Below are 16,415 nucleotides of genomic sequence, written 5' to 3' on the forward strand. Positions count from 1 at the left end.
CGGCACCCGAGAACGTCCCGTACAACGGCGTACGGAACACTGACGACGCCTGCCCCGTCCCCGACCGGACCCGGGCAGGCGTCGTTGCATGTCCGCACGTCGAGGGGGAGCCATGGCCGCGATCAGTCTGCGCAAGGTGGAGGAGAGCGCGCCCGCGCTCGTCGGCGCCTACAGGTCGGCCGGGGTGTCGCTCACCAAGCACGGCCTGGACGGCCTGCGTGCCGCGGTCTACCTGGTGGTCGACTACTCCGGCTCGATGAAGCCCTACTACCAGGACGGCAGCGTGCAGACGCTCGCCGACCGGGTGCTGGGCCTGGCCGCGCATCTGGACGACGACGGCCGGGTGCCGGTGGTGTTCTTCTCCACGGACGTCGACGCGGTCACCGCCATCGCCCTCGACCGGCACCAGGGCAGCGTCGAGCGCATCGTGGCCGGGCTCGGACACATGGGCAGGACCAGCTATCACCTGGCGATGGACGCCGTCATCGACCACTACCTGGACAGCGGTGCCACCGATCCGGCCCTGGTCGTGTTCCAGACCGACGGCGGCCCGATCAACAAGCTCGCCGCCGAGCGCTATCTGTGCAAGGCGGCCAGGCTGCCGCTGTTCTGGCAGTTCGTCGGCTTCGGCGACCCCGGCAGCCGGCAGTTCGAGTTCCTGCGGAAGCTGGACGAGCTGGCCGTACCGGGCAGGCGGATCCTCGACAACGCGGGTTTCTTCCACGCCGGCCAGGACCCGCGGCGCGTCTGCGACGCCGAGCTGTACGACCGGCTCGTCGGCGAGTTCCCCCAGTGGCTGGCGGCCGCACGCGCCGCGGGCATCGTACGGCCGGCCTGAGTCATGGCCCGGCCTCGCCCACGGGGCCGGCCGGCCGCCTCGGCGCGTCGTGTCCCTTGAGCGCGTCGTCGAGCACCGCCTCCCGGCACTCCTCGGGCGTACCCCACGCCGTGCGCAGGGCACGGGCCTTGGTCAGCCACAGGGAGAGGTCGTACTCCGCGGTGTAGCCGATCGCCCCGTGCAGCTGCAGGGCCGCGCGGGCGGTGGTGTACGCCGCCTCGCATGCCATGAGCTTGGCGGCCGCCACGTCCGCGGGGCGCGGTGACACCGCCGCGCCGAGGACCAGGGGGCGGGCGAACTCCAGGGCGGTCCTGGCATCCGCGAGACGGTGTCTGACCGCCTGGAAGGAGCCGATGGGGACGCCGAACTGGGTGCGCTGCCGGACGTAGGCGACCGTGCGGTCGAGGAGGGCGAGTCCGACGCCGAGGGCCTGGGCGGCGATGGCCAGGCGGGCCCAGGTGAGGGCGCGCTCGCGTGGCGGATCGGGGGTGAGGAGCTCGCCGTCCGGGGTGAGCGGGGTGAGGCGGCGGGCGGGGTCGAGGGAGCGGCGCGGGGGGCCTGCGGCCGCGGTGGCCACGCGAAGGCCGTCGGCGGTGAGGACGAGGCGGAGCGTGGCCGCGTCGGCGTCCAGGGCGAGCTGCGGGGCGGCCGGGTCGGTGCCCGGGGCGCGGTCGGGGCCGGGGGCGAGGTAGCGGGCAGCGGCGGTGTCTGCGGCGAGGCGGGGGCGGGCCGGATCAGGGTCGCGGGTGGGGGCGGTGGGGGGAGGGCCGGTGTCGGGGGCGGGCTCGGTGGGGGCCGGCGTGGTCGTGAGGGCGTGGCCGAGGGGCGTGGCCACGGTGGCCAGGTCCGTGCCCGCCACCAGCCCCGGCAGGAACCGCTTGGCGGACGGGAGGTCCTGGAGCAGCACCGCCGCCGCGACCGTCTCCACCAGCGGCCCCGGCACCGCGTGCCGCCCCAGCTCCACGAAGGCCAGGGCCAGCTCCACGGGATGCCGCCCCAGGCCGCCGTGGTCCTCCGGCACCGCCAGCCCGAACACCCCCGCCTCGGCGATCCGCGACCACAGCGCGCGCCCGCGCGCGGGATCGCCGCGGCTCCAGTCCCGGATCACCGCCGGGGTGCCCGCGGCCGACAGCATCGCGTGCAGGGATCCGGTGAAGGCGCGCTGTTCGGCGTCGAGGAGGAAGCGCATCAGCGGCGTCCCTTCGGCAGGCCGAGCAGCCGCTCGGCGATGATGTCGCGCTGGATCTCGTTCGTGCCCGCGTAGAGGGGACCGGCGAGCGAGAAGACGTAGCCCTCGGACCAGTCCGTGTCCGCCCGCTCGCCCTCCGGGCCCAGCAGGTCGAGGGCCGTCTCATGGAGCGCGAGGTCCAGCTCGGACCAGAAGACCTTGTTCGTGCTGGACTCGGGGCCCAGCTCCTCGCCCTCCAGGGAGCGGGAGGCGGCCGCGTAGGTGAACAGCTGGTAGGCGCGGGCGCCGACCACGGCGTCGGCCACCCGGGCGCGGGCGTGCTCCGGGCAGCCGCGCGCCCGCCACAGCGCGACCAGCCGGTGCGCCGAGGCGAGGAAGCGGCCCGGCGAGCGCAGGGTGAGCCCGCGTTCGTCGCCCGCCGTGGACATCGCGATCCGCCACCCCCGGCCGGGCTCGCCGATCACGTCCTCGTCCGGCACGAACACGTCGTCCAGGAACAGTTCGGCGAAGGCCGGCTTGCCGTCCAGGCGGCCGATCGGGCGGACCGTGACACCCGGCGCCCGCAGGTCGAACATCAGATACGTGAGCCCCTGATGGGGTTTCGGGGCGTCCGGATCGCTGCGGAAGAGCCCGAAGGCCCGGTCGGCGAAGGCCGCCCGGGAGGACCAGGTCTTCTGCCCCCGCAGGAGCCAGCCGCCGTCCGTCCGTACCGCGCGGGAGGTCAGCGAGGCCAGGTCGGAGCCCGCCTCCGGCTCGGACCAGGCCTGCGCCCAGACCGCCTCCCCGGTGGCCATCGGCGGCAGCACCCGCGCGCGTTGCTCCTGCGTGCCGTGGTCGAAGAGCGTCGGGGCCAGCAGGCTGATGCCGTTCTGCCCGACCCGGCCGGGCGCACCCGCCGCCCAGTACTCCTCCTCGAAGACCAGCCACCGCAGCAACCCCGCGTCCCGGCCGCCGTACCGCTTCGGCCACGACACCACCGACCAGCGGTCCGCGGCCAGTTCGGCCTCCCACGCGCGGTGCGCGGCGAAGCCCTCGGCCGTCTCCAGGGACGGCAGCGGGGTGCGCGGCACATGCGCCGCCAGCCAGGCCCGGGCCTCGGCGCGGAACTCCTCGTCGGCCCTGGAGTGGGACAGGTCCACCGCCGGCACCTTCTTCCCTCGACCTTCCCTAACAAGTGTTTGGTAGGTTAGCGTGGTCCTATGACAGGCGTCGAGAGCCCGGCCTACGTGCCCGGGCACGGACTGCTCAGGGGCCGCACCGCCGTCATCACCGCGGCGGCCGGCGCCGGCATCGGCGGCGCGACCGCGCGCCGCTTCCTGGAGGAGGGCGCGCACGTGGTCATCAGCGACGCGCACACGCGCCGGCTGAAGGAGCACGAGGCCGAACTGGGCCGCAAGTTCCCCGGCCGGGTGACGGCGATGCCGTGCGACGTCACCGACGACAGCCAGGTGCGGGCCCTGTTCGAAGCGGCCGTCGCCACGCACGGGCGGCTGGACGTCGTCGTCAACAACGCCGGCCTGGGCGGCACCTGCGACCTCGTCGACATGACCGACGAGCAGTGGGCCCGGGTACTGGACGTCACCCTCAACGGCACCTTCCGGTGCACGCGGGCCGCCCTGCGGGCGATGCGGGAGACCGGCGGCGGGGTGATCGTCAACAACGCCTCCGTCGTCGGCTGGCGCGCCCAGGCCGGGCAGGCGCACTACGCCGCCGCCAAGGCCGGGGTGATGGCGCTGACCCGGTGCGCCGCGATCGAGGCCGCCGCGTACGGCGTACGGGTCAACGCGGTGGCCCCGAGCCTCGCAATGCACCCGCACCTGGTGAAGGTCACCTCGGCCCGGTTGCTCCAGGAGCTGACCGAACGGGAGGCCTTCGGGCGGTACGCCGAGCCGTGGGAAGTGGCCAACGTGATCGTCTTCCTGGCCTCCGGCTACTCCTCGTACCTCACCGGCGAGGTCGTCGCCGTCAGCAGCCAGCACCCCTGACGACCGGGACGGACCACAATGGGATCGTGCCGACCAACAAGAAGCCCCAGGTGACCGCGGCAGCGGCCCGGCGCGGCGAACTCCTCACCACCGCTGCCGAGGTCTTCGCCGAGCACGGCTACAACGCCACCACCGTCCGCAGGATCGCCGACCACGCCGGCATGCTCGCGGGCAGTCTCTACTACCACTTCGACTCCAAGGAGTCGATGCTCGAGGAAATCCTGCGGACCTTCCTCGACGAGCTGTGGGACGGCTACGACACCGTCCTCGCCGCAGGGTTCGGGCCCCGCGAGACGCTGGAGGCGCTCGTCACCGAGTCCTTCCGGGAGATCGACCGGCACCGCGCGGCCGTCGCGATCTACCAGAAGGAGAGCAGGCAACTCGCCGCCCAGGACCGGTTCGCGTTCCTCGCCGAGTCCCAGCGCCGGTTCGAGAAGGCCTGGCTCAGCACGCTGGAACGCGGGGTCGCCGAGCACGTCTTCCGCGCCGACCTCGACGTCCGTCTCACCTACCGGTTCGTCCGCGACACCGTATGGGTCGCCGCCTCCTGGTACCGGCCCGGCGGACAGCACAGCCCCGAGGAGATCGCCCGCCAGTACCTGTCGATGGTGCTGGACGGGATCGCCGTACGCGAGTGACACCTGATCGCATAACGCCCCTTTCCTGTGAGGGAGTTGTCATGGCCGAGGCCTACATCGTCGAAGCGGTCCGCACACCCGTCGGACGGCGCGGGGGAGGGCTCAGCGCCGTCCATCCCGCCGACCTCGGCGCGCACGTGCTGACGGCGCTGGTGGAGCGGGCCGCGGTCGACCCGGCCGCCGTGGACGACGTGGTCTTCGGCTGCCTGGACGCGGTGGGACCCCAGGCCGGGGACATCGCCCGCACCTGCTGGCTGGCCGCCGGGCTGCCCGAGGAGGTACCGGGCGTGACCGTCGACCGGCAGTGCGGCTCCTCGCAACAGGCCGTGCACTTCGCCGCGCAGGCCGTGCTGTCCGGCACCCAGGACCTGGTGATCGCCGGCGGGGTGCAGAACATGTCCCAGATCCCCATCGCCTTCGCCTCCCGCCAGGCCGCCGAACCCCTCGGCCTGACCGACGGGCCCTTCCTCGGCAGCACCGGCTGGCGAGCCCGCTACGGCGACCAGCCCGTCAACCAGTTCGCCGGCGCCGAGATGATCGCCGCCACATGGGGCATCAGCCGCGAGGACCAGGAGGAGTTCGCCCTGCGCTCGCACCGGCGGGCCGTCCGCGCCATCGACACCGGCCGCTTCGCACGCGAGACCGTCCCCCACGGCGAGGTCACCGTGGACGAGGGCCCGCGCCGGGACACCTCCCTGGAGAAGATGGCCGCGCTGAAACCCGTCCTCGACGGGGGCACCATCACCGCGGCCTGCTCCTCGCAGGTCTCCGACGGCGCCGCCGCCCTGCTGCTCGCCTCCGAGCGGGCGGTACACGACCACGCGCTGCGCCCGCGCGCCCGCGTCCACCATCTCTCCGTACGCGGCGAGGACCCCATCCGGATGCTCTCCGCCCCCATCCCGGCCACGGCCCACGCCCTGAGGAAGACCGGCCTGACCATCGACGCCATCGATCTCGTCGAGATCAACGAGGCCTTCGCGCCGGTCGTCCTGGCCTGGCTGAAGGAGACCGGCGCCGACCCCGGGAAGGTCAACGTCAACGGCGGCGCGATCGCCCTCGGCCACCCGCTCGGCGCGACCGGCGTCCGCCTGATGACGACCCTGCTCCACGAACTGGAGCGCACCGGCGGCCGCTACGGCCTGCAGACCATGTGCGAGGGCGGCGGTCAGGCGAACGTGACCGTCATCGAACGGCTCTGAGTCCTCCCGCCCGTCAGCGCCGTCCGTCCCGCGGTCCTGTCAGTCCCTCCAGCACCTCCTCCGCCTCCTTCACGATCCGCTCCACCAGCTCCGCGCAGGACGGCAGGTCGTCGATCACCCCGGCGACCTGCCCGGACGCCATCACCCCAAGGTCCGTACGGCCGTCCACCATCGCGGACTTCAGCAGCATCGGCGTGTTCGCGGCCAGCAGGACCTGGCTCCAGGACAGCTCCTTGCCGTGCTTGAGCGCGATTCCGTCCCGCACCAGCTGCGGCCAGGTGAGCCCCGACAACCGGCGGAAACCGGCCGCCTTCCGCAGCGCACGGGCCAGGAGCCCTATCCGTCCCGACCGCTCCAGCGTCTCCACCAGGTCCGTGCGCAGCATCCGGTGCGGCAGGCCGTCCACCGCCCGTGTGACGGTGATGTCCCGGACCGTCGCCGCCAGATACCGGGCCTTCACCGCGTCCGGCACCGTCGAGTCGGAGGTGAGCAGGAACCGCGTACCCATCGCCACCCCGGCAGCCCCGTAGGCCAGCGCCGCCACCAGACCCCGCCCGTCGAAGAAGCCACCCGCCGCCACGACCGGTATGTCCACCGCGTCCACCACCTGCGGCAGCAGCACGCTCGTCGCCACCTCGCCGGTGTGCCCGCCGCCCTCACCGCCCTGCACGATCACCGCGTCCGCACCCCAGGCGGCCACCTTCTCGGCGTGCCGGCGCGCCCCGACGGACGGGATGACGACCACACCCGCCTCCCTGAGCCGGGCGATCAGCTCACGCGAGGGTGCCAGGGCGAAGGAGGCCACCCGGACGCCCTCCGCCACCATGATCTCCACGCGGTCGGCCGCGTCGCCCGCGTCGGCGCGCAGGTTCACCCCGAACGGCGCGTCGGTACGGGACCGCACCTCCCGTATCGCCTCGCGAAGCCGGTCCGGTGTCATCGTCGCCGATGCCAGGATGCCGAGAGCACCCGCGTTCGCCGCCGCCGAGACCAGCCGTGGGCCGGCCACCCACCCCATCCCGGTCTGCACGACCGGATGGCGGACCCCGGCCAGCCGGGTGAGCGCGGTGTCCATCAGAGCGGAACCTCCCTGGCCCGGGTGTTGTCCGGATCGATCACCTCGCGGATCAGGCGCAGCTCGGCGTCGCTCGGCCGGCGGGTGTACGGCACCTCGTCCGGGATCACGAGGTCGAACCCCGTCGCCTCCCGCACCTGCTCCACCGTCACGCCCGGATGCACCGAGACCAGCCGCATCGTGCGGCCCGGCGTGGCGAAGTCGAAGACGCCGAGGTCGGAGACGACACGAGGGATGCGGTGGTACGGCGCGCCGGCCGCGTGGTCGTACCCGACCCCGCACACCATGTCGACCTTCTCGACGAAGACCCGCCGGGAGTGCTTCGGGATCCAGTAACTCGTCGGGTTGTTCAGAGTGTTGACCGGTGCCCCGCGCACCCCGAGCAGCTGCCGCGTCGGCTTCGCCCAGTCGCCGATGCAGGAGATGTTCTGGTTGCCGTACCGGTCGATCTGGCTCGCGCCCATCATCACGTGCCGTCGGCCCCCGGTGACCAGTTCGAGGTGCTTGCGGTACGGCAGCCAGCCCTCGACCGTGCCGTCCGGGTTCGTGATCATCGCCTCGCCGTCGGTCAACAGCAGGTCGGGCGCGAAGGTCCGGGCGGCGAGACGGGCGCCGGTGGACGGGACCAGGCCCATCGGGCTCGCCAGGATCTCGCCCCCGCCCCGCCAGGCCTCGGCGCAGGCGACGACGCAGTACTCGGCGCGGGAGACGACGCCGTCCGCGGCCGGTGTGGCCTCGCTCATGACTCCTCCTTGACCGCCGCCCGGTAGGCACGCTCGTCCCCGGACAGACAGCGCGCCGCGAACGCGGGCCACGGCGTGGTCGCGTACCGCTTCTGGAACGCCTCGTCCCGGCCGTAGTCGGGGGCGCAGGACGTGAAGTGCGCGCCGCCCGGGGCCTCCACGACGCCGGTCACCACATGCCGTCGGACCAGCAGGGACTGTGGCGCCGCCGCCTTCGTCAGCTCGGCCGTGTCGACGATCCGTTCACAGGAGACGTACGCCGCGTCCGCCGCCTCGCAGAACAGGTCGTCGAAGTACGGGTCCGGCCCCAGGTACTGGCCGTTGCCCAGCCGGTCGGCGCGGTTGACGTGCACCAGGGCGGCGTCCAGGCGCAGGGCGGGCATGGCGACGAACGTCTCCCCGTCCTCGTACGGCGAAGTGACCGTCCGCAGGCCGGGGTTGACCCGCAGGACGTCCGAGCCCAGGCCGGCCCTGACCGGCAGGAAGGGCAGCCGGTTGGCGGCGGCGCGCAGTCCCCACATGAACATCGCCTCGTCCACCTCCGTCAGCTCGAAGGCGCCCCGCTCGCGCGCCGCCCGGTAGTGCGGCTCCAGCGGGATGGAGTCGAGCGTGACGAAGGCGGTGACGAGCTTGCGGATCCGGCCGGCCGCCGCGAGCATCCCGACGTCCGGACCGCCGTACGACACCACGGTCAGGTCGGCGATCCGGGAGCGGAGCAGCGCCCGCACCAGCGCCATCGGCTTGCGGCGGGAACCCCAGCCGCCGATGCCGAGGGTCATGCCGCTCTCCAGCCGGGAGACCACCTCGTCGGCGGTCATCGTCTTGTCACCCATCTACGCGCCCTCCTTCCCGAACGTGTCGCGGACCCGGTCGGCCAGTCCGCTGAGGTTGGCTTCGAAGGTGAAGCCCTGCTCGAAGCGGTAGCTGCGGCGGACGTCGACCGGGTCGATGCCGTTGATGGCCGCCTTCGCCATGCGCAGCAGCCGCCCGTCCTTGGCGGCGATCTCGCGGGCCAGCTCCACCGCCGCCGCCCGTACCCCCGCGCGCGGCACCATCCGCCACACCGAGCCGTGCCGGTGCAGCTCCTCGGCGCTCGCGGTACGGCCCGTGTAGTACAGGGCGCGCATCAGGTGCTGCGGGACCAGGCGGGCCAGATGGGTCGCCGCCCCCAGCGCGCCCCGGTCCAGCTCGGGCAGCCCGAAGGAGGCGTCCTCGCTCGCCACGATCGCGTCCGCGCTGCCCACCAGGCCTATCCCGCCGCCCAGACAGAAGCCCTGCACCGCCGCGACGACGGGGACCGCGCACTCGTAGACCGCCGCGAAGGCCTCGGCGCAGCCGTGGTTGGCACCGATCAGCGCCTGTTGCCCCCGCGTCTGTATCTCCTTGATGTCCACGCCCGCGTTGAACCCGCGGCCCTCGGCGGCCAGCACCACGCACCGGACATCGGTGTCGCGGCCGCAGGCGCGCACGGCGTCGGCCAGATCGAACCAGCCGTGCACCGGCAGCGCGTTCACCGGCGGGAAATCGACGGTGACCACGGAAACGCCTTTTTCCGGGGACGAACGGGAGACACCCATGGGCGCATCAGCTACCTTTCCACCAAACATTTGTTAGGTGCGAGGCTTCGAAGCTAGCAGCCGGTGCAGAGGAGCGGGAGGGCCTGTGGACAACTCGCCGCGCGACACGATCCACGACAGGACTCACGACAGGACGCACGACCGCCCCCATGACACGACCCGCGGCCGAACCGTCGTCGTCACCGGCGGTACCCGGGGTGTGGGGGCCGGGATCGCCCGGGCGTTCGCCGACACCGGCGCCCGGGTCGTGGCCTGCGCCCGCAGACCGCCCGAACAGCCCCTGGAGGGCGTCGAGTTCGCCCCCCTCGACCTGCGCGATGTGCCCGCCGTCCACGCCTTCTTCGGCGCGCTGCCCCGGCTCGACGTTCTCGTCAACAACGCGGGCGGCACACCGTACCGGCGGCTCGCGGACGCCGACGCCGAACGGCACGCCAGAGTCATCGAGTTGAACCTGATCACGCCGCTGACCGCGTCCCTCGCCGCGTACGAGCGGTTGCGCCGCAGCCGGGGTTCGGTCGTGATGGTCGGCAGTGTCAGCGGCGGCCGGCCCTCGCCCGGTTCCGCCGCGTACGGCGCGGCCAAGGCGGGCCTCGCGCAGCTGGCGGCCTCCATGGCCGTGGAGTGGGCGCCGCAGGTGCGCGTCAACACGCTCGTGGTCGGCATGGTCCGCACCGAGCTGTCGCATCTGCACTACGGCGGGCCGGACGGCATCGCCGCCGTCTCCGGCACCGTCCCGCTCGGCCGGCTCGCCGCCCCCGCCGACGTCGGCGCCGCCGCGGTCTTCCTCGCCTCCGACGCGGCCGCCTACATCAGCGGAGCCAGTCTGCATGTGCACGGCGGCGGGGAGCGGCCCGCCTTCCTGGACGCCACGACCGTCAACCGCGAGAAGTGACAGGGGAGTCGAGATGAGCGGAATCTGCGACGGCCGGGTCGTCGTCGTCACCGGAGCCGGCCGCGGGCTCGGCCGCGCCCATGCCCTCGCCTTCGCGGCCGAAGGCGCCCGGGTCGTCGTCAACGACCTGGGCGTGGGACTGGACGGGGAGCGCGGGGCGGAGAGTCCGGCCGGAGCTGTCGTCGCCGAGATCCGGGCCGCCGGCGGGGAGGCGGTCGCGCACGGCGGTGACATCGCCACGGCCGACGGCGCCGCCTCCCTGGTCCGGACCGCCCTGGAGACGTACGGAGGTCTCGACACGCTCGTCAGCAACGCCGGCTTCCTGCGCGACCGGATGCTGGTGAATCTCGGGGAGGACGACTGGGACGCCGTGATCCGCGTTCACCTCAAAGGGCACTTCCTGCCTCTGAGGCACGCCGCCGCGTACTGGCGGACCGAGGCCAAGGCCGGGCGGATCCCGCAGGCCAGGGTCGTCCACACCAGCAGCGGTGCCGGTCTGCTGGGCTCGGTCGGGCAGGGCAACTACAGCGCCGCCAAGGCCGGGATCGTCGCGCTGACCCTGGTCGCGGCGGCCGAACTGGCCCGCTACGGCGTCCAGGTGAACGCCGTGGCGCCCGCGGCCCGCACCCGTATGACGGCACGTGCCTTCGCGCAGGCCATGGCGGCCCCGGCCACCGGTTTCGACGCCATGGCAGCGGAGAACGTCTCCCCGCTGGTGGTCTGGCTGGGCTCGGCCGCGAGCGCGGGGGTCACCGGCCGGGTCTTCGAGGCGGAGGGCGGCCGGATCACCGTCATGGAGGGCTGGCGGCCAGGCCCCGCCGCCGACAAGGGCGCACGGTGGACACCGGCCGAGGCGGGGGAGACGGCGCGCGAGCTCCTGGCGGCGGCGGAACCGCCGGGGGCGGTCTACGGGGCCTAGTCAGGGTCAGCCGGTCAGCCGGGCCGCCGCCGCGTGCTGCCGCTCGCTCATCACCGACAGGAAGCGGATCACCGTCCTGAGCTCGTCCGTGCTGAACTCCTCGCAGGCCTCGACGATGTCACGGGCCCAGTCCTCGAAGAACACGGCCAGCTCGGCGAGCTTGTCCTGGTCCAGTTCGACCAGCACCCGGCGCTTGTCCGTCGGGTGCTTGGCCCTGTGGACGAAACCCTTGTCCTCCAGCCGGTCGAGCAGGCCCGTGACGGAGGCGGGGGCGAGCCCGGTCAGCTCGGCGAGCTCCTTCGCGGTGAGCGGGCCGTGCCGCTGGAGGAGGTCGAGGGTCTTCTCCTCCGTCGCGTTCAGCCCCTGCTGGGCGGCGACCGCCGAGTGGAACATGACCGTGACCGCGCTGTGGGCCCGGCCCACCGTCATGAGCTGCCCCAGCACCTCGGACCGCGCCGCCTCGTCCCGCTTCTCGTCTGCCTTGGCCATGTCCTCAGCCTAACAAAAATTTCGTTTGGGCGAACTAACGACTTGCGCGCGGCGCCGCACCGGCGTGAGTCCGCTTCCAGGGCAAGGAGCGCGGGGCCGCCTTCGGGATGTACGGCGCGGTCGCGGGCTTCGCCTCCGCCGTCGGGCTGCTGCTCGGCGGGGTGCTCACGGACGCCGACCTGTTCGGCTGGGGCTGGCGTTCGGTCTTCCTGGTGAACGTGCCGGTGGCCGTGGCCACCTTCGCAGCCGGACTGCTGCTGGTCCCCTCCACGCGGGAGCGTTCGGCGGGCCGGCCGGACGTCCTGGGCAGTCTGCTGCTGGCCGGCGGCCTGGTCGCGTTCGTGCTGCCGCTGGTGCAGGGCCGGGAGAACGGCTGGCCGCTGTGGGGCTGGGTCTGCCTGGGTGCGGGGGGCGCGGCCGTGGTGGGACTCGGGGTGTACGAGGCCCTGCGGCACCGGCCCGGGACGGTGCCGCTGCTGCCCGCCCGCGCCTTCCGGCTTCCCGCGTTCTCGGTGGGCGTGCTCGTCCAGCTGCTCTTCTCCGTCGGGATGCAGGGCTGCTTCCTCGTCTTCGCGGTCTGGCTGCAGGCCGGCGAGGGATACACGCCGATGCAGGCCGGGCTGGTGACCGTCGCCGTCTCGGCCGGCGGTTTCCTCACCGCGCCCGCCGCGGACGGGCTCGCCGTACGGTACGGGCGGCTGGTGCTCGGTGCCGGGGCGCTGCTGACGGCGGGTGGCCTCGGCTGGGTCGGCGCCGTGGTCGACGGGGCACCGGCCGCGCACACCGGAGCGTGGCCGCTGGTGCCGGGGCTGCTCATCGCCGGGGCGGGGCTGGGGTTCCTGGTGGTGCCGCTGGTGAACGTCGTGCTGTCGGCGGTGCCGGGGGAGTTGGCCGGTGGGGCGTCCGGGATCTTCTCCACGGCTCAGCAGTTCGGGGGCGCGGTGGGGGCCGGCGTGGCCGGCACGGTGTTCTTCGGGGCCGTCGGCCAGGGGATGTCCGGGGCGTTGGCTGATGCGATGCCGTGGGTGATCGGGGCGTTCGTGCTGTGCGGGGGGTTGTGCGCGTGGCTTCCTCGGCGGGCGGTGGCCGAGTAGCCGGCCGGCGTCCCGGACCACCGGCGGCTCCGCCCCAGCGGGGTGCGGCGGGCCTACGTGTCGCACTCCAGCACCGTCCGGCACAGCCCGCACCGCGCCCGTACCCGCCCCTTCACCGGTACCCGGATCCGCTGGTGGCAGGTGGGGCAGGGGAAGGTCACCCGGAGGTGCCCGGCAGGGTCGGGGCTGAAGGTGTAGGGGGCCGTCGGCCGGATGCCGGGCGCGTGCCGGCGGTCGTGGGCGTAGCGCCGCCGGCCGGCCCAGCCGGCCCCGGTCAGCGGCGGCTGCTGCTCGTCCCGGCGGGCCAGGGCCATCCCCTTGCCGTACGCGTCGTAGGCCTGCGGGCTGGTGAACCACACCAAGGGGTCCTCCTGGAACAGCAGCGCCCGTTTGGCGAGGACGTAACCGAACTCCTCCGGGGTGAGGTAGCCGAGCTTCTGCGAGGAGAGCGCGTCCTCCCGGTAGGCGTCCAGCAGCAGCCAGCCGGCGCCCAGGTAGGCCGTCACGGTGTCCGTCAGGATCTCGTTCTCCGCGGTGGTCGGGAAGGAGAGGTCCAGGCGGTGCAGGTAGACGTGCGCCACCTCGTGGGCGAGCGCCGCGCCGATGTCCCTGCGGTGGGTGCGGAAACGGTCGTTCAGCTCCACGAAGTATTCGGGGCCCGCCGCCAGTTCGACGTTCGCCGCGTGGGTCATCTCCCGGAAGCCGACGATCAGCCGCGCGTCCGGCAGCCGGAAGTGCCGCACGATCTCGCGGGCCACCCGCTGTGCGCCCAGATGCAGGTCGTCGGTGTCGCAGAAGGCGACGTCCGCGGGGGCCACACTGGCCGAGAAGGTCTGGACGGTGGCGTAGGACAGGCGCCTGTACAGCGCCGTGATGGCGGCCCGCACCGTCTCCAGATGCGGGTAGCCGTGCTGGACCGGTCCGCCGTTCGCCACGTCCACACCCCCAAAGACGCCGGAACTCCTCTCCACTGTAGGCGGGACGGACCGCCGCTCACACGGGAAGCAGACGGGGCGCCGGCCGGTCCGGGTCCGTCTCCTGCAGCTCCAGCACCCACACCTCGTTCTCGCCCTCCCGCAGCACCGGACCGGGGACGTACAGGGACCGCTGGGGGCCGACGGACCAGTAACGGCCCAGGGGGAAGCCGTTGATCCAGACGAAGCCGCGCGTCCGGCCCCGAAGCTCCAGCCGGGCGTCCCCTGCCCCGCGGACCGTGACGGTGCCCCGGTACAGGCCCGGTGCGCCCACCGCGGGCAGCGCGCCGAACGGCACCGCGTCCACGCCGCCCTCGAACGCGTCCAGATCCAGCCCACGCGCGCGTACGCCGTGCAGGAACTGCCGCTCGTGCAGGATGCCGCCGGTGATTCCCTTCGGCTCGCCGAAACGCGGCCCGTAGTTCACCCTTCCGAGGGACTCCACCCACAGCTCCACGCGCGCGGGGCCCGCCACGGGCTCCTTCAGCTGCGGCTCCTCCTCGGTGAGCACCCCGGCCCGCTCCCCGTCGACGTACACCACCGCGAGGTCCCGCAGTCCGCGCAGGGTCAGCGGGTACGGCTGCCGTGGGCCGGGCACGTGCACCTCGTAGCGCACCAGGCCCCGGGTGACGTGCAGTTCCTCGAAGGAGGGCGGCAGCGGTGCGACCGTCTCCTCGCCGCCCAGCGTCTCCAGGACGTCACCCAAGGACGCCCAGCCGTCCAGCGTCACCTGTGCCGGGCGCGCCAACGGGGGCGGCATGGGCGGCAGTTCGGGCAGGGGCTCGGAGCGGTACTCGGCCAGTACCTCGCGGAAACGCCAGAACTTCTCCGTCGGGCGGCCGTACTCGTCCACCGGGGCGTCGTAGTCGTAGGAGGTCACATCGGGCTCCAGCGGGCCCTCGTGCAGCGTGCCGCCGCCCCGGTTGGCGCCCGCCCAGCCGGCGAAGCTCGTGCCGCCGTGCGCCATGTAGAGGTTCACCGACGCCCCGCACTCCAGGATCTCCCGCAGTGCCCCGGCGGCCTCCTCCGGATCCCGGACGACATGCTCACCGCCCCAGTGGTCGAACCAGCCGCACCAGAACTCCATGCACATCAGCGGGCCATCGGGACGGTGGCGACGGAGTGTCGCGAAGGCCTCGCGCGCGTGGGAGCCGAAGTTCACCGTGGCGAGCACCCCGGGCAGCGAGCCGCCGGTCAGCATGTGGTCCTCGGGGCCGTCCGAGGTGACCAGCGGAACCGTGACGCCCTTGGCGCGCAGCAGACCCGCCAGCTCCCGTAGATACCCGGTGTCACTCCCGTAACTGCCGTACTCGTTCTCGACCTGCACCAGGACCACCGGGCCGCCGCGGTCGATCTGCCGGGGCGCGATCTCGTGCATCAGGTGGTGGAACCAGTGCTCCACAGGGGACAGCCAGCGCTCGTCACGCGTGCGCACGCGCGTGCCCGCCGAGTCCGTGACCCAGGGCGGCAGCCCGCCGTTCTCCCACTCGGCGCAGATGTAGGGACCCGGCCGCACGATCGCCCACAGGCCGGCTTCCCGGACCGCGTCCAGGAAGCGGCCGAGCGCCCGCACGTCCCGGTAGCCGCCCGGGACCGGCTGGTGCAGGTTCCACGGCACGTACGTCTCGACGCAGTTCAGGCCCATCGCCCGCAGCATCGCCAGCCGGTGCCGCCAGTGCCCCTCGTGCACCCGGAAGTAGTGCATCGCCCCGGAGAGCAGCCGTACCGGCCGGCCGTCCAGCAGGAAGTCGGATTCCCCCACCGCGAACTCGCTCATGCGCCCCAGCCTCATCCCTTCCGGCGGTCGGCGCCATGGACGAAGATCGGCACTGCTTGGACAAAACGCCGGAAGGCCGCCTCGGAGCACGCCCGGGAGGAGCGCCGATGTACCAGACCTGGATGCGGTTCTTCAGCCCCGGGCCCGCGCACCACCGCCTCGGCCTGGTCTGCCTCGGCGTCGGTCTGCAGCACGGTGCGCTGCCCACGGTCGGCCCGCGCACCCTCGACCACCACGTGGCCGTCGTGATCAGCGCGGGCGCCGGCTGGTACCGGGGCGCCGACGGCCGCCGTACGACCGTCACCGCGCCCGCCCTGCTCTGGCTCACCCCCGGCGTGCCCCACCACTACGCGCCCGACCCCGGCACCGGCTGGGACGAGGCCTTCGTCGACTTCGCCGGACCCGCCGCCGCGACCTACACCGAACTGGGCTACATCGAACCCGAGCGGCCCGTCGTCCCGCTCTCCGACGCCTCGGGGCCCCGCGCGGTGGTCGCCCGCATCGCCCGCGCCGCCCGCCGCGGCAATCCGCTGCTGGAGGTGGAGACCGGCGCCGCCGTGCACGAACTCCTCGTCGCCCTGCGCCGTGCCCGCGCCGACCTCGCCCCGGACGGCGACCAGGTGCTCCAGGCGCTCGCGCGGGACGCCTGCGCACCGCTGAGCGTCGCCGACCACGCACGCGTGCACGGCATGACCCCCGCCGAGCTGCGTCGCGCCGTCCGCCGGGCCGCGGGCTGCAGCCCCAAGGACTACCTGCTCGGCATCCGCCTCGGCCGCGCCAAGGAACTGCTCGCCACGACCGAGCTGCCCGTCGCCGCCGTGGCCCGCCGCGTCGGCTACGACGACCCGGCGTACTTCTCCCGGCTGTTCACCCGTCGCGTGGGCCTCGCCCCGGTCCGCTTCCGCGCCCAGCAGGGGCGCAGCGTGCCCGGCGGCTGGAGCGACCGCGTCCCGGACCCGGACGATCCGCCGATGATCCACTCTCCGGACACCGCCGAGACCCGGCCCGGCGAACCCATAGGCTGAC

At 73.5% G+C, this 16,415-nt stretch carries 16 protein-coding genes and 1 pseudogene; 8 read left to right on the forward strand and 9 right to left on the reverse strand.

Features of this window, described 5'->3' with window-relative positions:
- The first annotated feature begins 112 nt into the window (after positions 1-112).
- A complete protein-coding gene (locus IE244_RS33480) occupies positions 113-838 on the forward strand; it encodes a VWA domain-containing protein (RefSeq protein ID WP_191877338.1) in 726 nt (241 codons plus the stop codon).
- A 1-nt stretch (position 839) separates the two neighbouring features.
- Here IE244_RS33480 and IE244_RS33485 read toward each other — a convergent pair whose 3' ends face one another.
- Together IE244_RS33485 and IE244_RS33490 are read right to left on the reverse strand one after the other, a co-directional pair.
- Positions 840-2,027 (reverse strand): acyl-CoA dehydrogenase family protein, encoded by a 1,188-nt coding sequence (locus IE244_RS33485; protein WP_191877339.1) that lies wholly within the window; start codon positions 2,025-2,027, stop codon positions 840-842.
- A complete protein-coding gene (locus IE244_RS33490; protein WP_191877340.1) occupies positions 2,027-3,166 on the reverse strand; it encodes an acyl-CoA dehydrogenase family protein in 1,140 nt (379 codons plus the stop codon). Before IE244_RS33490 ends, IE244_RS33485 begins: the two co-directional genes overlap by 1 nt.
- 60 nt (positions 3,167-3,226) lie before the next feature.
- On the opposite strand from IE244_RS33490, the gene IE244_RS33495 reads away from it, so the two are divergent.
- From IE244_RS33495 to IE244_RS33505, 3 genes are read left to right on the forward strand one after another with little or no spacing between them, the layout of a single operon-like run.
- The gene (locus IE244_RS33495) at positions 3,227-4,012 is read left to right on the forward strand and encodes an SDR family oxidoreductase (RefSeq protein ID WP_191877341.1); all 786 of its coding nucleotides are present in this window, start codon (positions 3,227-3,229) and stop codon (positions 4,010-4,012) included.
- A gap of 26 nt (positions 4,013-4,038) precedes the next feature.
- Complete coding sequence (locus IE244_RS33500) at positions 4,039-4,650, forward strand: TetR/AcrR family transcriptional regulator (RefSeq protein ID WP_191877342.1); 612 nt, start codon at positions 4,039-4,041, stop codon at positions 4,648-4,650.
- 41 nt (positions 4,651-4,691) lie between these two features.
- Entirely contained in the window at positions 4,692-5,849 is a 1,158-nt protein-coding gene (locus IE244_RS33505; RefSeq protein WP_191877343.1) for an acetyl-CoA C-acetyltransferase, read from the forward strand.
- 13 nt (positions 5,850-5,862) lie between these two features.
- Here the strand turns inward: IE244_RS33505 and IE244_RS33510 are convergent, their stop codons facing one another.
- Genes IE244_RS33510 through IE244_RS33525 form a run of 4 tightly spaced genes read right to left on the reverse strand, consistent with a single transcriptional unit; the run spans position 5,863 to position 9,244 of the window.
- Entirely contained in the window at positions 5,863-6,924 is a 1,062-nt protein-coding gene (locus tag IE244_RS33510; RefSeq protein ID WP_191877344.1) for an NAD(P)H-dependent flavin oxidoreductase, read from the reverse strand.
- Positions 6,924-7,667, reverse strand: a complete 744-nt coding sequence (locus IE244_RS33515; protein ID WP_191877345.1) for a CoA-transferase subunit beta — start codon at positions 7,665-7,667, stop codon at positions 6,924-6,926. Before IE244_RS33515 ends, IE244_RS33510 begins: the two co-directional genes overlap by 1 nt.
- Positions 7,664-8,500: a CoA transferase subunit A gene (locus IE244_RS33520; RefSeq protein ID WP_191877346.1), complete on the reverse strand. Its 837-nt coding sequence runs from the start codon at positions 8,498-8,500 to the stop codon at positions 7,664-7,666. Before IE244_RS33520 ends, IE244_RS33515 begins: the two co-directional genes overlap by 4 nt.
- Positions 8,501-9,244 (reverse strand): enoyl-CoA hydratase family protein, encoded by a 744-nt coding sequence (locus tag IE244_RS33525; RefSeq protein WP_191877347.1) that lies wholly within the window; start codon positions 9,242-9,244, stop codon positions 8,501-8,503.
- Positions 9,245-9,353: 109 nt separating this feature from the next.
- Here IE244_RS33525 and IE244_RS33530 point away from each other — a divergent pair, with 109 nt between their 5' ends.
- Both IE244_RS33530 and IE244_RS33535 read left to right on the forward strand, forming a co-directional pair.
- Complete coding sequence (locus IE244_RS33530) at positions 9,354-10,136, forward strand: SDR family oxidoreductase (RefSeq protein ID WP_191877426.1); 783 nt, start codon at positions 9,354-9,356, stop codon at positions 10,134-10,136.
- 13 nt (positions 10,137-10,149) lie between these two features.
- Complete coding sequence (locus IE244_RS33535; RefSeq protein WP_191877348.1) at positions 10,150-11,055, forward strand: SDR family oxidoreductase; 906 nt, start codon at positions 10,150-10,152, stop codon at positions 11,053-11,055.
- A 6-nt stretch (positions 11,056-11,061) separates the two neighbouring features.
- Here the strand turns inward: IE244_RS33535 and IE244_RS33540 are convergent, their stop codons facing one another.
- Positions 11,062-11,544 (reverse strand): MarR family winged helix-turn-helix transcriptional regulator, encoded by a 483-nt coding sequence (locus IE244_RS33540; protein ID WP_191877349.1) that lies wholly within the window; start codon positions 11,542-11,544, stop codon positions 11,062-11,064.
- Between the two features lie 86 nt (positions 11,545-11,630).
- Here IE244_RS33540 and IE244_RS33545 point away from each other — a divergent pair.
- Positions 11,631-12,638: pseudogene (locus tag IE244_RS33545) on the forward strand (MFS transporter); the annotation flags it as partial.
- Between the two features lie 53 nt (positions 12,639-12,691).
- Here IE244_RS33545 and IE244_RS33550 read toward each other — a convergent pair.
- Both IE244_RS33550 and IE244_RS33555 read right to left on the reverse strand, forming a co-directional pair.
- A complete protein-coding gene (locus tag IE244_RS33550) occupies positions 12,692-13,573 on the reverse strand; it encodes a hypothetical protein (RefSeq protein ID WP_191877350.1) in 882 nt (293 codons plus the stop codon).
- Between the two features lie 58 nt (positions 13,574-13,631).
- Positions 13,632-15,389 carry a glycoside hydrolase family 35 protein gene (locus tag IE244_RS33555; protein WP_191877351.1) on the reverse strand — a complete coding sequence of 586 codons (1,758 nt, stop codon included), beginning with the start codon at positions 15,387-15,389 and terminating at the stop codon, positions 13,632-13,634.
- 107 nt (positions 15,390-15,496) lie between these two features.
- On the opposite strand from IE244_RS33555, the gene IE244_RS33560 reads away from it, so the two are divergent.
- Positions 15,497-16,414, forward strand: coding sequence for a helix-turn-helix domain-containing protein (locus IE244_RS33560; RefSeq protein ID WP_191877352.1), 918 nt, complete (start codon positions 15,497-15,499; stop codon positions 16,412-16,414).
- Position 16,415: the final 1 nt, after the last annotated feature.

The organism is Streptomyces filipinensis, assembly GCF_014649495.1.
GTDB classification, from domain to species: domain Bacteria; phylum Actinomycetota; class Actinomycetes; order Streptomycetales; family Streptomycetaceae; genus Streptomyces; species Streptomyces filipinensis.

Coding starts and splice junctions, on each gene's coding strand:
- IE244_RS33480 (WP_191877338.1), top strand. CDS start 113: ATGGCCGCGATCAGTCTGCGCAAGGTGGAGGAGAGCGCGCCCGCGCTC.
- IE244_RS33485 (WP_191877339.1), bottom strand. CDS start 2,027: ATGCGCTTCCTCCTCGACGCCGAACAGCGCGCCTTCACCGGATCCCTG.
- IE244_RS33495 (WP_191877341.1), top strand. CDS start 3,227: ATGACAGGCGTCGAGAGCCCGGCCTACGTGCCCGGGCACGGACTGCTC.
- IE244_RS33505 (WP_191877343.1), top strand. CDS start 4,692: ATGGCCGAGGCCTACATCGTCGAAGCGGTCCGCACACCCGTCGGACGG.
- IE244_RS33510 (WP_191877344.1), bottom strand. CDS start 6,924: ATGGACACCGCGCTCACCCGGCTGGCCGGGGTCCGCCATCCGGTCGTG.
- IE244_RS33515 (WP_191877345.1), bottom strand. CDS start 7,667: ATGAGCGAGGCCACACCGGCCGCGGACGGCGTCGTCTCCCGCGCCGAG.
- IE244_RS33520 (WP_191877346.1), bottom strand. CDS start 8,500: ATGGGTGACAAGACGATGACCGCCGACGAGGTGGTCTCCCGGCTGGAG.
- IE244_RS33525 (WP_191877347.1), bottom strand. CDS start 9,244: ATGGGTGTCTCCCGTTCGTCCCCGGAAAAAGGCGTTTCCGTGGTCACC.
- IE244_RS33535 (WP_191877348.1), top strand. CDS start 10,150: ATGAGCGGAATCTGCGACGGCCGGGTCGTCGTCGTCACCGGAGCCGGC.
- IE244_RS33540 (WP_191877349.1), bottom strand. CDS start 11,544: ATGGCCAAGGCAGACGAGAAGCGGGACGAGGCGGCGCGGTCCGAGGTG.
- IE244_RS33555 (WP_191877351.1), bottom strand. CDS start 15,389: ATGAGCGAGTTCGCGGTGGGGGAATCCGACTTCCTGCTGGACGGCCGG.
- IE244_RS33560 (WP_191877352.1), top strand. CDS start 15,497: ATGTACCAGACCTGGATGCGGTTCTTCAGCCCCGGGCCCGCGCACCAC.